Source organism: Mycolicibacterium alvei, from assembly GCF_010727325.1.
In the GTDB taxonomy this organism is placed as follows: domain Bacteria; phylum Actinomycetota; class Actinomycetes; order Mycobacteriales; family Mycobacteriaceae; genus Mycobacterium; species Mycobacterium alvei.
The window spans coordinates 273,325-289,047 of the sequence record NZ_AP022565.1; the positions used below are offsets into that span (position 1 = coordinate 273,325).

Annotated in this window: 15 protein-coding genes; 7 read left to right on the top strand and 8 right to left on the bottom strand. The window is 66.9% G+C overall.

The window, feature by feature from the left end; genetic code table 11:
• The 4 genes from G6N44_RS01250 to G6N44_RS01265 all read left to right on the top strand — a co-directional run bounded on the left by G6N44_RS01250 (position 1) and on the right by G6N44_RS01265 (position 4,973).
• Positions 1–3,000 (top strand): bifunctional [glutamine synthetase] adenylyltransferase/[glutamine synthetase]-adenylyl-L-tyrosine phosphorylase, encoded by a 3,000-nt coding sequence (locus G6N44_RS01250; protein ID WP_163660418.1) that lies wholly within the window; start codon positions 1–3, stop codon positions 2,998–3,000.
• Positions 3,001–3,070: 70 nt separating this feature from the next.
• Positions 3,071–3,700: a PaaI family thioesterase gene (locus tag G6N44_RS01255; protein ID WP_163660420.1), complete on the top strand. Its 630-nt coding sequence runs from the start codon at positions 3,071–3,073 to the stop codon at positions 3,698–3,700.
• Positions 3,697–4,554, top strand: coding sequence for a TIGR03619 family F420-dependent LLM class oxidoreductase (locus G6N44_RS01260; protein WP_163669462.1), 858 nt, complete (start codon positions 3,697–3,699; stop codon positions 4,552–4,554). The genes G6N44_RS01255 and G6N44_RS01260 overlap by 4 nt, the downstream gene beginning before the upstream one ends.
• Before the next feature lie 128 nt (positions 4,555–4,682).
• Positions 4,683–4,973, top strand: coding sequence for an antibiotic biosynthesis monooxygenase family protein (locus G6N44_RS01265; RefSeq protein WP_163660422.1), 291 nt, complete (start codon positions 4,683–4,685; stop codon positions 4,971–4,973).
• A 29-nt stretch (positions 4,974–5,002) separates the two neighbouring features.
• Here G6N44_RS01265 and G6N44_RS01270 read toward each other — a convergent pair whose 3' ends face one another.
• The 3 genes from G6N44_RS01270 to glnA all read right to left on the bottom strand — a co-directional run bounded on the left by G6N44_RS01270 (position 5,003) and on the right by glnA (position 7,564).
• Entirely contained in the window at positions 5,003–5,413 is a 411-nt protein-coding gene (locus tag G6N44_RS01270; RefSeq protein ID WP_163660424.1) for a DoxX family protein, read from the bottom strand.
• A gap of 32 nt (positions 5,414–5,445) precedes the next feature.
• Positions 5,446–5,877 (bottom strand): D-aminoacyl-tRNA deacylase, encoded by a 432-nt coding sequence (dtd, locus tag G6N44_RS01275; RefSeq protein WP_163660426.1) that lies wholly within the window; start codon positions 5,875–5,877, stop codon positions 5,446–5,448.
• Between the two features lie 250 nt (positions 5,878–6,127).
• The gene (gene glnA / locus G6N44_RS01280) at positions 6,128–7,564 is read right to left on the bottom strand and encodes a type I glutamate--ammonia ligase (protein WP_163660428.1); all 1,437 of its coding nucleotides are present in this window, start codon (positions 7,562–7,564) and stop codon (positions 6,128–6,130) included.
• 156 nt (positions 7,565–7,720) lie between these two features.
• On the opposite strand from glnA, the gene G6N44_RS01285 reads away from it, so the two are divergent.
• Complete coding sequence (locus G6N44_RS01285; RefSeq protein WP_179964458.1) at positions 7,721–8,206, top strand: RDD family protein; 486 nt, start codon at positions 7,721–7,723, stop codon at positions 8,204–8,206.
• Between the two features lie 24 nt (positions 8,207–8,230).
• On the opposite strand, the gene G6N44_RS01290 is transcribed toward G6N44_RS01285, so the two are convergent.
• From G6N44_RS01290 to sucB, 5 genes are read right to left on the bottom strand one after another with little or no spacing between them, the layout of a single operon-like run.
• Positions 8,231–8,983 (bottom strand): DUF4191 domain-containing protein, encoded by a 753-nt coding sequence (locus G6N44_RS01290; protein ID WP_163660430.1) that lies wholly within the window; start codon positions 8,981–8,983, stop codon positions 8,231–8,233.
• Positions 8,984–8,987: 4 nt separating this feature from the next.
• The gene (gene lipA, locus G6N44_RS01295) at positions 8,988–9,932 is read right to left on the bottom strand and encodes a lipoyl synthase (protein WP_163660433.1); all 945 of its coding nucleotides are present in this window, start codon (positions 9,930–9,932) and stop codon (positions 8,988–8,990) included.
• 4 nt (positions 9,933–9,936) lie between these two features.
• Positions 9,937–10,635, bottom strand: a complete 699-nt coding sequence (gene lipB / locus G6N44_RS01300) for a lipoyl(octanoyl) transferase LipB (protein ID WP_163660436.1) — start codon at positions 10,633–10,635, stop codon at positions 9,937–9,939.
• Positions 10,636–10,673: 38 nt separating this feature from the next.
• A complete protein-coding gene (locus G6N44_RS01305; RefSeq protein ID WP_163660438.1) occupies positions 10,674–11,582 on the bottom strand; it encodes a TIGR01777 family oxidoreductase in 909 nt (302 codons plus the stop codon).
• 25 nt (positions 11,583–11,607) lie between these two features.
• A complete protein-coding gene (sucB, locus tag G6N44_RS01310; protein WP_163660440.1) occupies positions 11,608–13,350 on the bottom strand; it encodes a 2-oxoglutarate dehydrogenase, E2 component, dihydrolipoamide succinyltransferase in 1,743 nt (580 codons plus the stop codon).
• A 215-nt stretch (positions 13,351–13,565) separates the two neighbouring features.
• On the opposite strand from sucB, the gene G6N44_RS01315 reads away from it, so the two are divergent.
• Both G6N44_RS01315 and G6N44_RS01320 read left to right on the top strand, forming a co-directional pair.
• A complete protein-coding gene (locus G6N44_RS01315; protein ID WP_163660442.1) occupies positions 13,566–13,919 on the top strand; it encodes an oxidoreductase in 354 nt (117 codons plus the stop codon).
• Positions 13,920–13,986: 67 nt separating this feature from the next.
• Positions 13,987–15,723 (top strand): SDR family oxidoreductase, encoded by a 1,737-nt coding sequence (locus G6N44_RS01320; RefSeq protein ID WP_163660444.1) that lies wholly within the window; start codon positions 13,987–13,989, stop codon positions 15,721–15,723.

A 15,723-nucleotide genomic window follows, 5' to 3' on the forward strand; every position in this document is an offset into this window, starting at 1 on the left:
ATGGCCAAGCCTGCGACCGACCGCCCGAAACTGCCCAGCGTCGGTCGGCTCGGTCTGGTGCATCCGCAGTCGGCAGCCGAACTGGAACAGCTCGGCTGGAACACCGAGGCGCACGTCGAGTTGTTGTGGTCGTTGTCGCGCGCACCCGATGCCGACATCGCGCTGCTGGCCATGGTCCGGTTGGCTGACGCGCTCGAGGCCGGCGTCGACGAACTCAACCGTGCGCTGTTGACCGACAAGGCACTCCGGGGCCGGCTGTTCGGTGTCCTGGGATCCTCGTTGGCGCTGGGCGATCACCTCATCGCCCATCCGCAATCGTGGCGGTTGCTGGCCGGTGCGGTCGGGCTCCCCGGTGCCGACGAACTGCGCAGCGCCTTCACCGCGGCCGCGCAGACCGTCGAGATCGACAAGGGCGCAAGCAGTGCCGTGCCCGCACTACGGGATCTCTACCGGGACAGGTTGCTGGTCCTGGCCGCCCTCGACGTGGCCTCGACCGTCGAGAACGAGCCGGTGCTGCCCTTCGTCGAGGTCGCCGCCCACCTGTCCGATCTGGCCGACGCTGCGCTGGGCGCAGCGCTGACGGTAGCTACCCGCGTCGTGTGCGAAGACGGGGTAGAGCCGCGGCTGGCAGTCGTCGCCATGGGCAAATGCGGTGCGCGCGAGCTGAATTACGTCAGCGACGTCGACGTCATCTTCGTGGGGGAGTCCATCCCCGACGGGGATGGCGACGACAACCTGGCCACCGCAACCCGGGTGGCGGGCGAGATGATGCAGTTCGCCGGCGAGGCGTTCTTCGAGGTCGACGCCGCGTTGCGCCCGGAAGGCAAACGCGGCCAACTGGTCCGGACGCTGGAGTCCCACGTCGCGTACTACCAACGCTGGGCGAAAACGTGGGAATTCCAGGCACTGCTCAAGGCCCGTCCCGCCGCGGGTGACACCGAACTCGGAAAGGCCTACCTCGAGGCACTGATGCCCATGGTGTGGACCGCCTGCGAGCGTGACGATTTCGTGCCCGAGGTGCAGGCCATGCGCCGACGCGTCGAGGAACTCGTGCCGGCCGGAGTGCGGGCGCGCGAACTCAAGCTCGGCACCGGAGGCCTGCGCGACGTCGAATTCGCCGTCCAGCTCCTGCAATTGGTGCACGGACGCAATGACGACTCACTGCACGTAGCGTCCACCGTCGACGCGCTGGCGGCCCTCGGCGAAGGCGGCTACATCGGGCGTGACGACACCGCCAATATGACCGCGTCCTACGAATTCCTGCGGCTGCTCGAACACCGGCTGCAGCTGCAGCGGCTCAAGCGCACCCACATGCTGCCCGATGACAGCGACGATGAGGCGTACCGATGGCTGGCACGGGCCGCGCACGTGCGCCCCGACGGGCGCCGCGATGCGGCGGGTGTACTGCGCGAAGAACTCAAGCGGCAGAGCATGCGGGTGTCGCGACTGCACGCCAAGCTCTTCTACCAGCCGCTGCTGGAATCGGTGGGCCAGCCGGCACTGGGCATCGGCACCGGTATGAGTACCGAGGCGGCCGAACGACAACTTGCCGCACTGGGTTACGAGGGACCGCAGAGCGCACTGACCCATCTGGCCGCGCTCACCGGTCAGAGCGGGCGGCGCGGCACCGTGCAGCAGGTGCTGCTGCCGACCCTGTTGGACTGGCTGTCGGACACCCCCGACCCGGACGGCGGCCTGCTCGCCTACCGCCGGATCAGCGAGGAACTGGCCGAGCAGCGTTGGTACCTGTCAACCCTGCGCGACGAGGGCGCGGTGGCCAGGCGGCTCATGCGGATCCTGGGCACCTCGGCCTACATTCCCGAACTGCTGATCCGCGCCCCCGAGGTGATCCTGCTCTACGCCGACGGCCCCAACGGCCCGAAGCTGCTCGACGGCGATCCCGACAGTCTGGCCCGTGCGCTGGTGGCCTCGGCCGGCCGACACCGGGACCCGGTACGCGCCATCGCTGCGGCCCGCACGCTGCGCCGTCGGGAACTGGCTCGCATCGCCTCTGCGGATGTCCTGGGCCTGCTCGACGTCATCGACGTGTGCAAGGCGCTGACCGCGGTATGGGTCGCCGTATTGCAGGCCGCGCTCGACGCCGTGATCCGGGCCAACACAGCCGAATCCGGTGTGCCGGCCCGGATCGCCGTGATCGGGATGGGCCGACTCGGCGGCGGTGAGCTGGGATACGGCTCGGACGCCGACGTCATGTTCGTGTGCGAACCGAACACCGGTGTCGAGGAGTCGACGGCCGTGCGCTGGTCGGTGAGCATCGCCGAACAGGTCAGGGCACTGTTGGGGACACCGAGTGCGGACCCACCGTTGGAGGTCGACACCGGGCTGCGGCCGGAGGGCCGTAGCGGCCCGCTGGTGCGCACGCTGGCGTCGTATGCGAGCTATTACACGCAGTGGGCCCAGCCGTGGGAGATCCAGGCCCTGCTGCGTGCACATCGGGTGGCCGGCGATCTGGAACTCGGGGAACGCTTTCTGCTGATCGCGGACAAGACGCGTTACCCCGCCGGCGGGGTGTCGGCCGAAGCTGTCCAGGAGATCCGCCGGATCAAGGCGCGTATGGACGCCGAACGGCTGCCCCGCGGTGCCGACCCCAACACGCACACCAAGCTGGGCCGTGGCGGGTTGGCCGACATCGAGTGGACCGTGCAACTGCTCCAGCTGCGTTACGCACACACCCTGCCTGCCCTGCACAACACTTCGACGTTGCAGACCCTCGACGCGATCGGCGCGGCAGAACTGGTCGCCGAGAGCGATGTCGAGTTGTTGCGGGATGCCTGGCTGACGGCCACGCGGGCGCGCAATGCCCTGGTGCTGGTGCGCGGCAAGCCCACCGATCAGCTGCCCGGCCCGGGTCGTCAGCTCAACGCGGTGGCCCTGGCGGCCGGGTGGGGCAGCGATGACGGCGGGGAGTTCCTGGACAACTACCTGCGGGTGACTCGGCGGGCGAAGAGCGTGGTCCGCAGGATTTTCGGCGGGGAGTAGTGCCCCGCGTGCACGACGTCGCAGTGGGTGGTGTTAATAAGGGCGTATAACCAATTCACTGGGAGTCCGGATGAAGCACACGTTCGACGTCATCAGCGCGGCGGAACATGAACGGCTCGAAGCCCTCTATGAGCCGTTCGCCCGTGCCGTGCGCGAACTCGTGGACGCCGGAGTGCGTACCGAAGTGGACTCGCAGACCATCGTCGCGGCGACGGCGGCTGTCGAGGCTGTCACCGCCTCGCTGCGCCGCGAACAGCGCGACGGCCCGCACGTGATGTTGCATGCCGAGACGAACCGTCCGGTGGTGTGGGCGAATCCGGTCGTCGGCCTGCGCAATGCGATGGCCCCGCCGTTGGTGATCGAACATACCCAGGACGGCAGTTGCTGGAGTGAATTCGAGCTGGGCGCCGCTTATGAGGGGCCACTGGGCTGGGTACACGGCGGCATCTGCGCATTGGTGCTCGACCAGATTCTCGGTGAGGTGGCCAGTGGGGGACTGAACTCGCCGCGCTACACCGGGACCATCACGTGTCGTTACCGCCGTGGCACGCCGCTGGGGGCGCTGCGCGCCGAGGCGTACATCGACCGGACCGAAGGCGTCAAAACCTTTGCGAAGGGCCACATCAGCGACGGCGACGGAATCACCGTCGAGGCGGAGGGCATCTTCATCACTCCGGCATGGGCGCGGGACGCCGGATGAAGTTCTACGTGAGCATGGCTTTCCTGGACACCCGGGAGGCCGTCGAAGTGGCCAGGGCCGCTGACGATCTCGGATACGACGGGATGGGCATTCCGGATCACGTGGTGAACCTGGAAACGCTGTCCACGCCGTACCCCTACACCAAGGACGGCAAGCGGCGCTGGGAGGCATTCACCGACTGGCCGGACCCGTGGGTGATGATCGGCGCGCTGGCGCTCGTCACCACCCGGCTCAAGTTCGTCAACACTGTCTATCTGCCCGCGATGCGCGACCCGTACTCGGCTGCGAAAGCCATTGGCACTGCGGCCTATCTGGCTGGTGGCCGGCTGGAACTGGGTATCGGGGTCGGCTGGTGCGAGGAGGAGTTCGAGTTGTTGGGCCAGCAGTTCGCCCGACGCGGCAAGCGTACCGACGAGATGCTCGAGCTGATGAAGAAGCTGTGGGAGCCCGGGTGGACGGAGTTCTCCGGCGAGTTCTATTCCACGCCGCGCCTGGAGATGGAGCCCACACCGCCGCCGATCCCGATCTATGTCGGCGGTCTGTCCGATATCGCGCTGCGCCGCGCGGCCCGGCACGACGGCTGGATCGGCGATCTGATCTCCACCGAGGCCGCCCTGCAGCGGGTCGACCAGTTGCGTGAGCTGCGCGCCGAGAATGGCTTGACGATGGACGATTTCACCGTCATCACACCGCTCACCGATGCTTTCACTCCTGAGCACTACGCGCGCGCGGAGGCCGGCGGTATCCAGGGCATCGTCACCATGCCGTGGATGTTCTACAGCGGACCCGGCGCCACCCTGGCCGAGAAGATCGACGGGATGAAGCGGTTCCGCAAGGACCTCGCGCTGGATTAGGTGGTCCAGGGCGTGACTGATCATTGTGAACAGCGTTGCGCCCAAAGCTTTTTACCTGATCGGGCTGATCCGCCTACGACAAATGTAGGGTGGATGTAAGAACCGGATCCGGACAAAGGAGTTGGGAAATGCTGTACACCCTCGTTCGTCTGCCGAAGATCAAGGACGGCAAGGATGCTGAGTTCCGTGAATGGTTCGCCCGGTCCAACGAGGCATTCTCGAAGTACCCCGGATTCATCAGTCGGGTTTTGCTGGAACCGAATCAGGGCGGAAACTACGCCTCAGTCGTGATGCACGAGAGCTTGGAGACATTCCTGGCGATGCACAACAGCGAGGAACATGACGTGCTCCGCAATGAGGTCGATGCGTACTTTGAGGGCGACCCGCGCCCGGAGTTCTACACGAAGGTCATCGGCTGAGGATTCCCGGGCGGGGGTGAGCGACTCGGTCAGCGCTTACTGCGCGCCGCATCCAATGCGTAAGCGCCGCCACCGATGGCAGCGAGCAGCAGGAAACCGAAGCAGAACAGCACGGCGGGTTCGCCACCGTTCTCTATCGGCAACAGGCCTTTCGGCTGATGCTCGGTGAAGTAGGCGAACGCCATCTGGCCCGAGGCGAGGAACGCCGCGATCCTGGTGAACAGCCCCACCATGATCAGCAGGCCCAGCACCAACTCGATGACGCCGGCGTACCAGTACGGCCAGTTGCCGACCGGCACGGCGCCGGCTCCTGAATCGACAGGCCAGGCAAAGAGTTTCGAGGCCCCATGAACGGCGAACATAAAGCCGAGCACGACACGGAACAAGCTGATGACGGCGGGCGAAAGCGAGCCGAGTCGGGTGTCCAGATTGGTCGTCATGGGCCGACAATACGCTCAGACGGTCAGGAAACTCACAGCTCCAGCAACACCGTTACCGGGCCGTCATTGACCAGTTCCACCTGCATATCCGCGCCGAAAACTCCCGTTTCCACCACCGCGCCCAACTGCCTGAGCGCGCTGGCGAATTCGACCACCAGCGGTTCGGCCACCGGCCCCGGCGCCGCGGCATTCCAGGACGGGCGCCTGCCCTTGTCGGTATTGGCATACAGCGTGAATTGACTGATCACCAAGATGGGGGCGGCAACGTCGGATGCGGATTTCTCGTCATCGAGGATTCGTAACTGCCAGAGCTTCTCGGCCATCCGCCGGGCCTTGGCGGTGTCATCGCCATGGGTAGCGCCGACCAGGGCGAGCAGCCCCTGCGGTTGCGGGTCGATGGCACCGACGATCTGTCCGTCCACCGAAACGCTCGCAGCGCTCACCCGCTGCACCAGTACACGCATGGGCCCATTGTGCGGGGGAGCAGCTCGCTTTCTGCACCGGGGCTGTGCCTGTCGAATATCAGCGACCCAGGGGTGGAAATCGATGCCCGCTGCCGATACGAAAAACCGGGTGGCCCCGAAGGGAACCACCCGGCCTTTTCGTCGGACGACTTAAACGTCGCGTCGGCGAGCCGACCTAAACGTCGCGTCGGCGAGCCGACCTAAACGTCGCGTCGGCGAGCCGACCTAAACGTCGCGTCGGCGAGCCGACCTAAACGTCGTAGTACAGCGAGAACTCGTAGGGGTGAGGCCGGATCTGGATCGGCAGGATCTCGTTCTCCCGCTTGTAGGAGATCCAGGTTTCGATCAGGTCCTCGGTGAACACGCCACCCTCGGTCAGGTACTCGTGGTCTTCTTCGAGCTTGTCGATCACGGCGGCCAGCGAGGTCGGGGCCTGCGGGATGTTGGCGGCCTCGTCCGGCGGCAGCTCGTAGAGGTCCTTGTCGACCGGGGCCAGCGGCTCGATCTTCTTCTTGATGCCGTCGATGCCAGCCATCAGCATGGCCGCGAAAGCCAGGTACGGGTTACCCGAGCTGTCCGGGCAGCGGAACTCGAGGCGCTTGGCCTTCGGGTTGTTGCCGGTGATCGGGATACGCACACAGGCCGACCGGTTGCGCTGGCTGTACACCAGGTTGATCGGAGCCTCGTAGCCCGGCACCAGACGCTTGTAGGAGTTCACCGTCGGGTTGGTGAACGCCAGCAGCGACGGGGCGTGGTGCAGGATGCCGCCGATGTAGTGGCGGGCCAGATCGGACAGGCCGGCGTAGCCGGACTCGTCGTGGAACAGCGGCTTGCCGTCCTTCCACAGCGACTGGTGGGCGTGCATGCCCGAACCGTTGTCACCGAACAGCGGCTTGGGCATGAAGGTGACGGTCTTGCCGTTCTGCCATGCGGTGTTCTTGATGATGTACTTGAACAGCTGCACATCATCGGCTGCGTGCAGCAGCGTGTTGAACTTGTAGTTGATCTCGGCCTGGCCGGCGGTGCCCACTTCGTGGTGGCCGCGCTCCAGGGTGAACCCGGCGTTGGTCAGGTTGGTCGACATCTCGTCGCGCAGGTCGACGTAGTGGTCATACGGCGCCACGGGGAAGTAGCCGCCCTTGGGGCGGACCTTGTAACCGAGGTTGGGACCGCCGTCGGCCTCGAAGGGCTCGCCGGTGTTCCACCACGCCGACTCGGAATCCACCTCGTAGAAGGTGCCGTTCATCTTGGAGTCGAAGCTCACCGAGTCGAAGATGTAGAACTCGGCCTCGGCACCGAAGAAACAGGTATCGGCGATACCGGTGCTCGCCAGGTAGTTCTCCGCCTTGCGGGCCACGTTGCGCGGGTCGCGTGAGTACGCCTCACGGGTGAAGGGGTCGTGCACGAAGAAGTTCAGGTTCAGCGTCTTGGCGGCGCGGAACGGGTCGATGCGCGCGGTATCGGGGTCCGGCAGCAGCATCATGTCGGATTCGTGGATCGACTGGAAACCGCGCACCGACGAGCCGTCGAACGCGAGACCGTCCTCGAAGACGCTCGCGTCGAACGCGGACGCCGGGATCGAGAAGTGCTGGACGACGCCGGGCAGATCGCAGAAGCGAATGTCGACGTACTCGACATTTTCGTCCTTGATCAGCTTGAAGATGTCGTCGGACGTCTTTTCTGCCACTTCAGTGTTCTCCTTTACTGGTAACCCGCGGGTTGACGCTAAGGACACGATGTTGCGCAGTCGTCAACCATATGTTGCGCGCAAGTTACGCGATGGCCGTTCGCTGTGACGTGAGCTACTCACCGCCACTCAACCGGACCAGCCTATTCTGACCCTATGGCGCGCACGATGGGAACTTGGCTGTCCGGACCAGGACCGTTCGACGCCGGTGACGGCGAGGACACCCAGGATGGCCGGGGTAAATACTCCGGTGAACGCCTCGGCTTGCCCGAATCCGGCCCCGGCTCGATTGCCCGCATGGGCCGGCGGGTCGGTGCGCTCCTGATCGATTGGCTGGTGGCCTACGGGCTGGCGGGTCTGGTGATGGCCCTGGGCCTGATTTCGCTGCCGATGCTCTCCACAGCGGTGCTGGTGATCTGGATGGTGCTGGGAACGATCGCCGTGCGGCTGTTTTCGTTCACCCCGGGTCAGCTCGCGGTAGGTCTGGTCGTGGTGCCGGCCGACGGCCGCGACGGGATCGGCACCGTCCGGGCGTTTCTGCGGGTGGTGTTGATTGCGCTGGTGATCCCGCCGCTCGTGTCCGACACCGACATGCGTGGTCTGCACGACCGGCTGACGTTCACCGCCGTGGTGCGCCGCTAGGCGGGTTCGGCCCAAGCGCGCGCGTTACTTGCGGCGGGCGGTGCGCTGCACACCGCGCATCTTCGCGCCGGCGGGCAGCGGGCCCTTGGGCATCCCGGCCGGGCCGGACTTGGTGCCCAGAGCGGCGAGCCGGGACTCGATCGAGTCCATCTGCTTGACCGTGATGTTCGCCGGCAGCTTGTTCAGGTGGCGCTCAAGCTTGGACAGCGCCACCTGACCCTCGCCGTTACCGACCACGATGTCGTAGATCGGGATATCGCCGACCAGACGTGCGGTGCGCTTCTTCTCCTGGGCCAGCAGCGGCTTGACCCGATTGGCCGCACCCTCACCGACGAAGATCACACCCGGCCGGCCGATCACCCGGTGCACCGCGTCGAAATGACCGGTCGCCGCGACACCAGGGGTGACGCGCCACTTGCCGCGAAGATTGTCCAGTGCCCAGGCCGCGGCACCCGTCTGACCCTCGGCCTTCGTGTACACCGACTTCTGGGCCCGGCGGCCGAAGATGATGAACGCGACCAGCGCGCCCAGCACGACGCCGAGCGGGATCATCGTGTACATCGTGAACCCGCCGATGAGCAGACCGGCGACCACCGAGGCGGCCACGATCAGCACGAACGCGCCGATCATGTACGGCAGCAGACGCTTGTCCTCTTTGCGCTGGATCTGGAATGCCTGCCACAGCTGACTGCGCCGCTGTCTGGAGGCCGCCTTACGGGCAGCCTTCGCCTCGGCCTTTGCCGCCTTGGTCTCTGCGGCATTGCGGTTTTTCGCCATTGGTTCAGGATACGGGGGGTTGATCCGCGAACCGAACCCGCGCGGCCTGGGCATAGAGCCGGCCCGCACGATAGGACGACCGCACCAGCGGTCCGGCCAGCACGCCGGCAAATCCGAGGCCCTCGGCATAGCTCGACAACTCGACGAACTCGTCGGGGTGCACCCAGCGTTCGACCGGGTGGTGACGCGGGGAGGGCCGCAGGTACTGGGTGATGGTGACGATGTCGCAGCCCGCGTCGTGCAGGTCACGCAGCGCGGTCTGCACCTCCTCGATGGTCTCGCCCATGCCGAGGATCAGGTTCGACTTGGTGACCAGACCGACGTTGCGGGCGGCGGTGATCACCGCCAGGCTGCGGTCGTAACGGAACGCCGGACGGATGCGTTTGAAGATGCGCGGCACCGTTTCGACGTTGTGCGCGAACACCTCTGGGCGCGATTCGAAAACCTCTGCCAACTGGTCGGGGTCGCCGTTGAAGTCCGGCGCCAGCAGTTCCACGCCGGTGTTCGGGTTGAGTCGCTTGATGTAGCGAACGGTCTCGGCGTAGAGCCAGGCCCCGCCGTCGGGCAGGTCGTCGCGGGCCACCCCGGTCACCGTGGAGTAGCGCAGACCCATCGCCTGCACGCTCTCGGCGACGCGGCGCGGCTCGTCACGGTCCAGCTCGGCCGGCTTGCCGGTGTCGATCTGGCAGAAGTCGCACCGGCGCGTGCACTGCTCACCGCCGATCAGGAAGGTGGCTTCCCGGTCCTCCCAGCATTCGAAGATGTTGGGGCAGCCCGCCTCTTCGCATACCGTGTGCAGGCCTTCGCGGCGCACCAACCCCTTGAGCTCGGTGTACTCCGGGCCCATCTTGGCGCGGGTCTTGATCCACGGTGGCTTGCGTTCGATGGGCGTCTGCGCGTTCCGCACTTCCAGACGCAGCAGTTTCCGACCTTCAGGCACCACAGTCACAGGGTCATCCTACGTTCAGAGTTACTTCCAGCCGTCCGTCCAGCGCGTCGCACACCGCGGCGGCGACGCGGTCGGTCACATCCTCGACGGTGATGTGGCGGCCGAGTTCGGCAGTCAACGATGTCACGCCGGCATCGGCGATCCCGCACGGCACGATCGACGAGAACGCCGATAGATCGCAGTCACAGTTCAGCGCGAACCCGTGCAACGTCGTCGCCCGAGATACCCGAATGCCGATCGCCCCGACCTTGCGGGCCGGTCGCCTCAGGCCGGATTCGCGGCCCGCCTCGGCGTCGCCGGCCACCCACACACCCGAGCGCCCTTCGACGCGGCCGGTCTGCAGTCCGAGATCCGCACACACGCTGATCAGTGCTTCCTCAAGGCGCCGAACGAAATTCACCACATCCAGCGGCTCGGTCAGCCCGATGATCGGGTAGCCGACCAGCTGTCCGGGACCGTGCCAGGTGATCTTGCCGCCGCGGTCGGTGTCGACGACGGGTGTGCCGTCCACCGGGCGTTCGTGCGGCTCGGTGCGCTTACCCGCGGTGTAGACGGCCGGGTGCTGAAGCAGCAGCAGCGTGTCAGGACCGCCGGCGACCCGGGCATCGGCGATCTCGCGCTGCAGCGCCCAGGCGGCTTCGTAGTCGACCCTGCCCAGGTGCCGCACATCGACGGGAGCCGCGGTCGAGCGGATGGATGCCACAGTGTCGACGCTACGCCCCGGCCGCTCCCTGACCTCGGTCACAGGTCTTTGGTCGCGGTGGCGTAGGCCAGTGCCTCGCCGACGGTGTTGTGGTGAAAGGTGAAACCGGCGCGTTCCAGCGCGGCGGGAATGGCGCGCTGGCCGATGAGAAGTCCTTCGTCGGCGAACTCGCCGAGCAGCGTGCGCAACGCGAAACCGGGCACCATCACCGGCGTGGGCCGGTTGAGGGCCCGGCCCAGTGCCGCCGTGAACTCGGCGTTGGTCACCGGAGCCGGCCCGGTGAGATTGACCGGACCCGACAGGCTTTCGTTCGCCATCGCGAACAACACCGCGCGGACCTCGTCCTCCAGACTGATCCACGGGATGTACTGCCGGCCGTTGCCCAAGCGGGCGCCCAGGCCCAGTGAGAACAGCGGTCTGAGCCGGTTCACCATGCCGCCCGCCGGGGACATGACAAGTCCGGAGCGCAGCAGCACCACCCGAGAGCCGGCAGCGACCGCCGGCGCGGTGGCCGCCTCCCAGTCGGCGCACAGCCCGGCCAGGAACCCGCGTCCTTCGGGTGCGGACTCGTCGGTCACCCGGTCCCGGGTGTCGCCGTAGTAACCCACGGCGCTCGCATTGATCAGCACTGGCACCCCGGCATCGGCTACCGCGCCCGCGAGCACCTCGGTGGGATCGATCCGGCTGTCGCGCAGGCTCTGCTTGAAGGCGCCCGACCAACGCTTCTCGCCGACGCCGACCCCGCAGAGGTTCACCACCGCGTCCACACCGCACAACGCCGACGCGTCGAACTCCCCGGTGTCGGGGTTCCAGAACAGCTCGTCGCCGTTCGATGGTGCCCTGCGTACGATCCGGAGCACCCGGTGATCGGCGGCGCGCAGCGTTGAGACCAGCGCCGAACCGATCAGACCGGATGATCCCGCTATCGCGATGACGGCATCCGCCACAGTGGGGAGCCCCTCCTAACAGCTGTTACAGCCCGAGATCGGCTTCGAAAGCACCTTCTTCGAGCCTGCGCTTGATGGTAGTCACGAACCGGCCGGCGTCGGCGCCGTCGATCAGTCGGTGGTCGTAGGTCAGCGGCAGGTAGCACACCGAGCGCACACCGATCGACTCATTGCCGTAGGCATCGGAGATCACCCGCGGACGCTTGACGATCGCCCCGGTGCCCAGCATCGCCGCCTGCGGCGGCACCAGGATCGGGGTGTCGAACAGCGCACCCTGGCTGCCGATGTTGGTGATGGTGAACGTGCCGCCGGACAGCTCGTCGGGCTTGAGGTTGCCCGACCGGGCTCGCGCCGCGATGTCGGAGATGGCGCGTGCCAGCCCGCCCAGCGACAGGTCACCGGCGTTGTGGATCACCGGGGAGAGCAGACCCTGGTCGGTGTCGACCGCGAAGCCGAGGTGCTCGGCGTCGTAGTAGGTGATCTCCTTGGTGTCCTCGTTGTAGCTCGCGTTGATGTTCGGGTGGACCTTCAGAGCGTCGATGACGGCGCGGGCGATGAACGGCAGGTAGGTGAGATTGACCCCCTCGCGCTCGGCGAAGTCGGCCTTCGCCTGTGCCCGCAACGCCACGATCTTGGTCATGTCGACCTCGTGGGTCTGGGTCAACTGCGCAGTCGCCTGCAACGATTCGCGGGTCTTCTTCGCGGTGATCTGGCGAATCCGGTTGGCCTTCTGCGTGGTTCCGCGCAGGTGCGCCAGGGCCGGGGCCGGTGCAGCCGAGGCGGCGGGCGCGGCCGCGGCAGGAGCTGCCGGTGCCGGGGGAGCCGGGGGAGCCTTCTTGGCCTCGGCCGCCGCGAGCACATCCTGCTTGCGGATGCGGCCACCGACGCCGGTGCCCTTCACCGTCGTGAGGTCAACACCGTTCTCCGTGGCCAACTTTCGGACCAGCGGGGTGACGTACGGCGAGCCGTCGCCGGCGGCGGGGGTGGCTGCCGGTGCGGGTGCCGGTGCCGCCGGAGCGGGAGCCGGGGTGGCGGCGGGTGCTGGTGCGGGTTTCGGTTCCGGCTTGGGCTCAGGCGCGGGAGCCGGGGCCGGGGCTGCCGGAGCGGGCGCTGCGGGAGCGGGAGCGGGAGCAGCTGCCGGCGCGGCGGACGCGTCGCCGATCTTGGCCAGCTCGCCGCCGACCGCGACGATGTCGTCCTCCTCCGCGCTGATCGACAGCAGGGTGCCGGCCACCGGGGACGGGATCTCGGTGTCGACCTTGTCAGTGGACACCTCGACCAGCGGCTCGTCGACACCGACGGAATCGCCGACCTTCTTGAGCCACCGGGTGACGGTGCCCTCGGCGACAGATTCGCCCAACTCGGGCATCACGACGGAGGTGGCCGACCCGGAAGGGGCCGGGGCCGCCGGCGCGGCGGGGGCGGCCTGCTCCTGGACGGCAGGAGCGGCGGGCTCGGGTGCGGCCGGGGCGGGCTCCGGCTCGGGTTCGGGCTGGGATTCCGGTTCCGGGGCGGCAGCGGGGGTTTCGCCGGCCTCGCCGATGACCGCGAGCTCGCCGCCGATCTCGACGGTGTCGTCCTCCTGGGCGACGATCTTCGTCAACACACCCGCGGCGGGCGACGGGATCTCGGTATCGACCTTGTCTGTGGACACCTCCAGCAGCGGCTCGTCGAGTTCGACGGCGTCGCCCTCCTGTTTAAGCCAACGGGTGACGGTCCCCTCGGTGACACTTTCACCTAGCGCGGGCATCTGGACGGAGATGGCCATGTGTATTGACTCCTCGGACGGTCACTTGTGACGACTCGAACTCTGGCTTACCACAGCTAGGTGCACCGGGTGCGGCACCTAGGTGGATTGTCGGACCCATCCTGTCACTGCAGCACCATTCGCACTCACTCAGGGTTGCTGATTCTCTGGCACTATCGGGTGAGGGTTTGCAGGGCGGTTCGCCGAACTTGCCCAGAGCTGAGGAGATTCGTCCGTTGGGCCTGTTCGATACGTTTCGCCGAAGCCGGTCGGCGCGCGGATCAGACAGCGACCAGGCCGGGGACCTGCAGTATCTGCAAAGCTGGGCAGCCGGCCATGTTGGGGTGGAGGCATTCGTCGAGCCCCGCACCACGGTCACCGAGGTGACTGTCGTGCTCGTTGCTGCCGACGGGGAATGGACCCGGCGCCGAACGGGCGGCGAGGTGGGTGCGCGCCGGCTCAGCGACCGCCTCCAGATCCCCGTGTATGACGTGCAGAAGGTGGGGTATCCGCAACGGATGCGGGACTACGACGCTCGTCGTCGCATCGAACGCCGGCGCGCGGTGTACCGGGAACTCGACGACCGCTAGAGTCGAAGCAACCGGTACCTCCGGTATTGGATACTGTTCGTCACAGATACCTCGTGGAGGGTGGACCATGCAGCGCTTCGTCGACAGCCCGGACGGAACCCGCATCGCGGTGTACGAACAGGGGGATCGGCAGCGCCCCACGCTCGTCATGGCCCACGGATGGCCGGACTCGCATGTGCTGTGGAACGGCGTCACGGGAGAGCTCGAGGACCGCTTCCACATCGTGCGGTACGACAACCGCGGGGCAGGGGCCTCGGATGTGCCGAAGCCGGTCAGGGCCTACCGGATGGACCGGTTCGCCGACGACCTGTCCGCGGTGATCGACGCCGTGAGCCCCGGACGCCCGGTTCACGTGTTGGCCCACGACTGGGGGTCGGTCGGGGTGTGGGAGTACCTGAGCCGGCCGGAGGCCTCCGAACGGGTGGCCTCGTTCACGTCGGTATCGGGGCCGAGCACCGATCACTACGGGTCGTTCGTGCGTGGCCGCCTGGCGCGCCCCTACCGGCCGATCCGGTTCGCCAAGGCGGTGAACCTGGCATCGCGGTTCAGCTACTGGATTCCGTTCTCGGTCCCGGTCGCCGCGCCCGCATTGATGCGGCGGGGTGCGGCGCGTCGGCTGCAGGCCATCGACACCGCAGGCCCCAAGTTCCAGTCCGAGACGCTCGACATCGATGCGGCAAACGGGCTGAAGATCTACCGTGCCAACGCGATTCGCTCGTTCACGACGTTGCGCAGCGATCACAACGTGACAGTGCCGGTGCAGTTGATCTGCAACGACCACGATCCCGTGGTGCGTGGGCACGGCTTCGAGGAAGAGTCCAAGTGGGTGCCGCTGCTGTGGCGTCGTGACCTCAACGCCGGGCACTGGGCCCCGTTCTCGCACTGGCACGCCATCGCCAATGCGACGGCCGAGTTGATCGAGCACATCGAGGGCGCTCCCGCATCCCGTGCGCTGCGACGCGCTCAGGTCGGCCGGTCACGCGAATCCTTCAGCGACACCCTGGTTTCGGTGACCGGTGCGGGCAGCGGTATCGGCCGTGCCACCGCGCTGGCGTTCGCCGCGCAAGGTGCCGAACTCGTGGTCAGCGACATCGACGAGATTTCGGCCAAGAACACCGCAGGCGAGATCGCGGCGCGCGGTGGGGTGGCACATGCCTACGGCCTCGACGTGTCCGACGCCGAGGCGGTGGAGAACTTCGTCGACCGGGTCTGCAGTACGCACGGCATCCCCGATGTGGTCGTCAACAACGCCGGGATCGGCCACGGCGGTAAGTTCCTGGACACCCCGGCCGATCAGTACGACCGGGTACTGGATGTGAACTTCGGTGGAGTCGTCAACTGTTGCAGGTCATTTGCCCGCCGCCTCGTGGACCGCGGTACCGGCGGCCACATCGTCAACGTGGCGTCAATGGCCGCCTATTCGCCATCGGCATCGATGAACGCCTACTCCACGAGCAAGGCGGCGGTCTTCATGTTCTCCGACTGCCTGCGCGCCGAATTGAACTCGGCGGGAGTCGGTTTGACCACGATCTGCCCGGGCATGATCGACACCAACATCATCGACACCACCCGCTTCGACGTCCCAGCCGAGAAGCAGGGCCAGGTCGAGCAGTTGCGGGCCCAGACCAAGAAGATGTTCGCCGCGCGGCGCTACGGCCCGGACAAGGTGGCCAAGGCCATCGTCGCGGCCGTCCGCAACGACAAGGCGATCCGCCCCGTCACCCCGGAGGCCTATGCGGCATACGGGGTGGCACGGGTGGTGCCCTCGGTACTGCGCCGGGCGGCGCGTTCGGGCTCGCTGTAA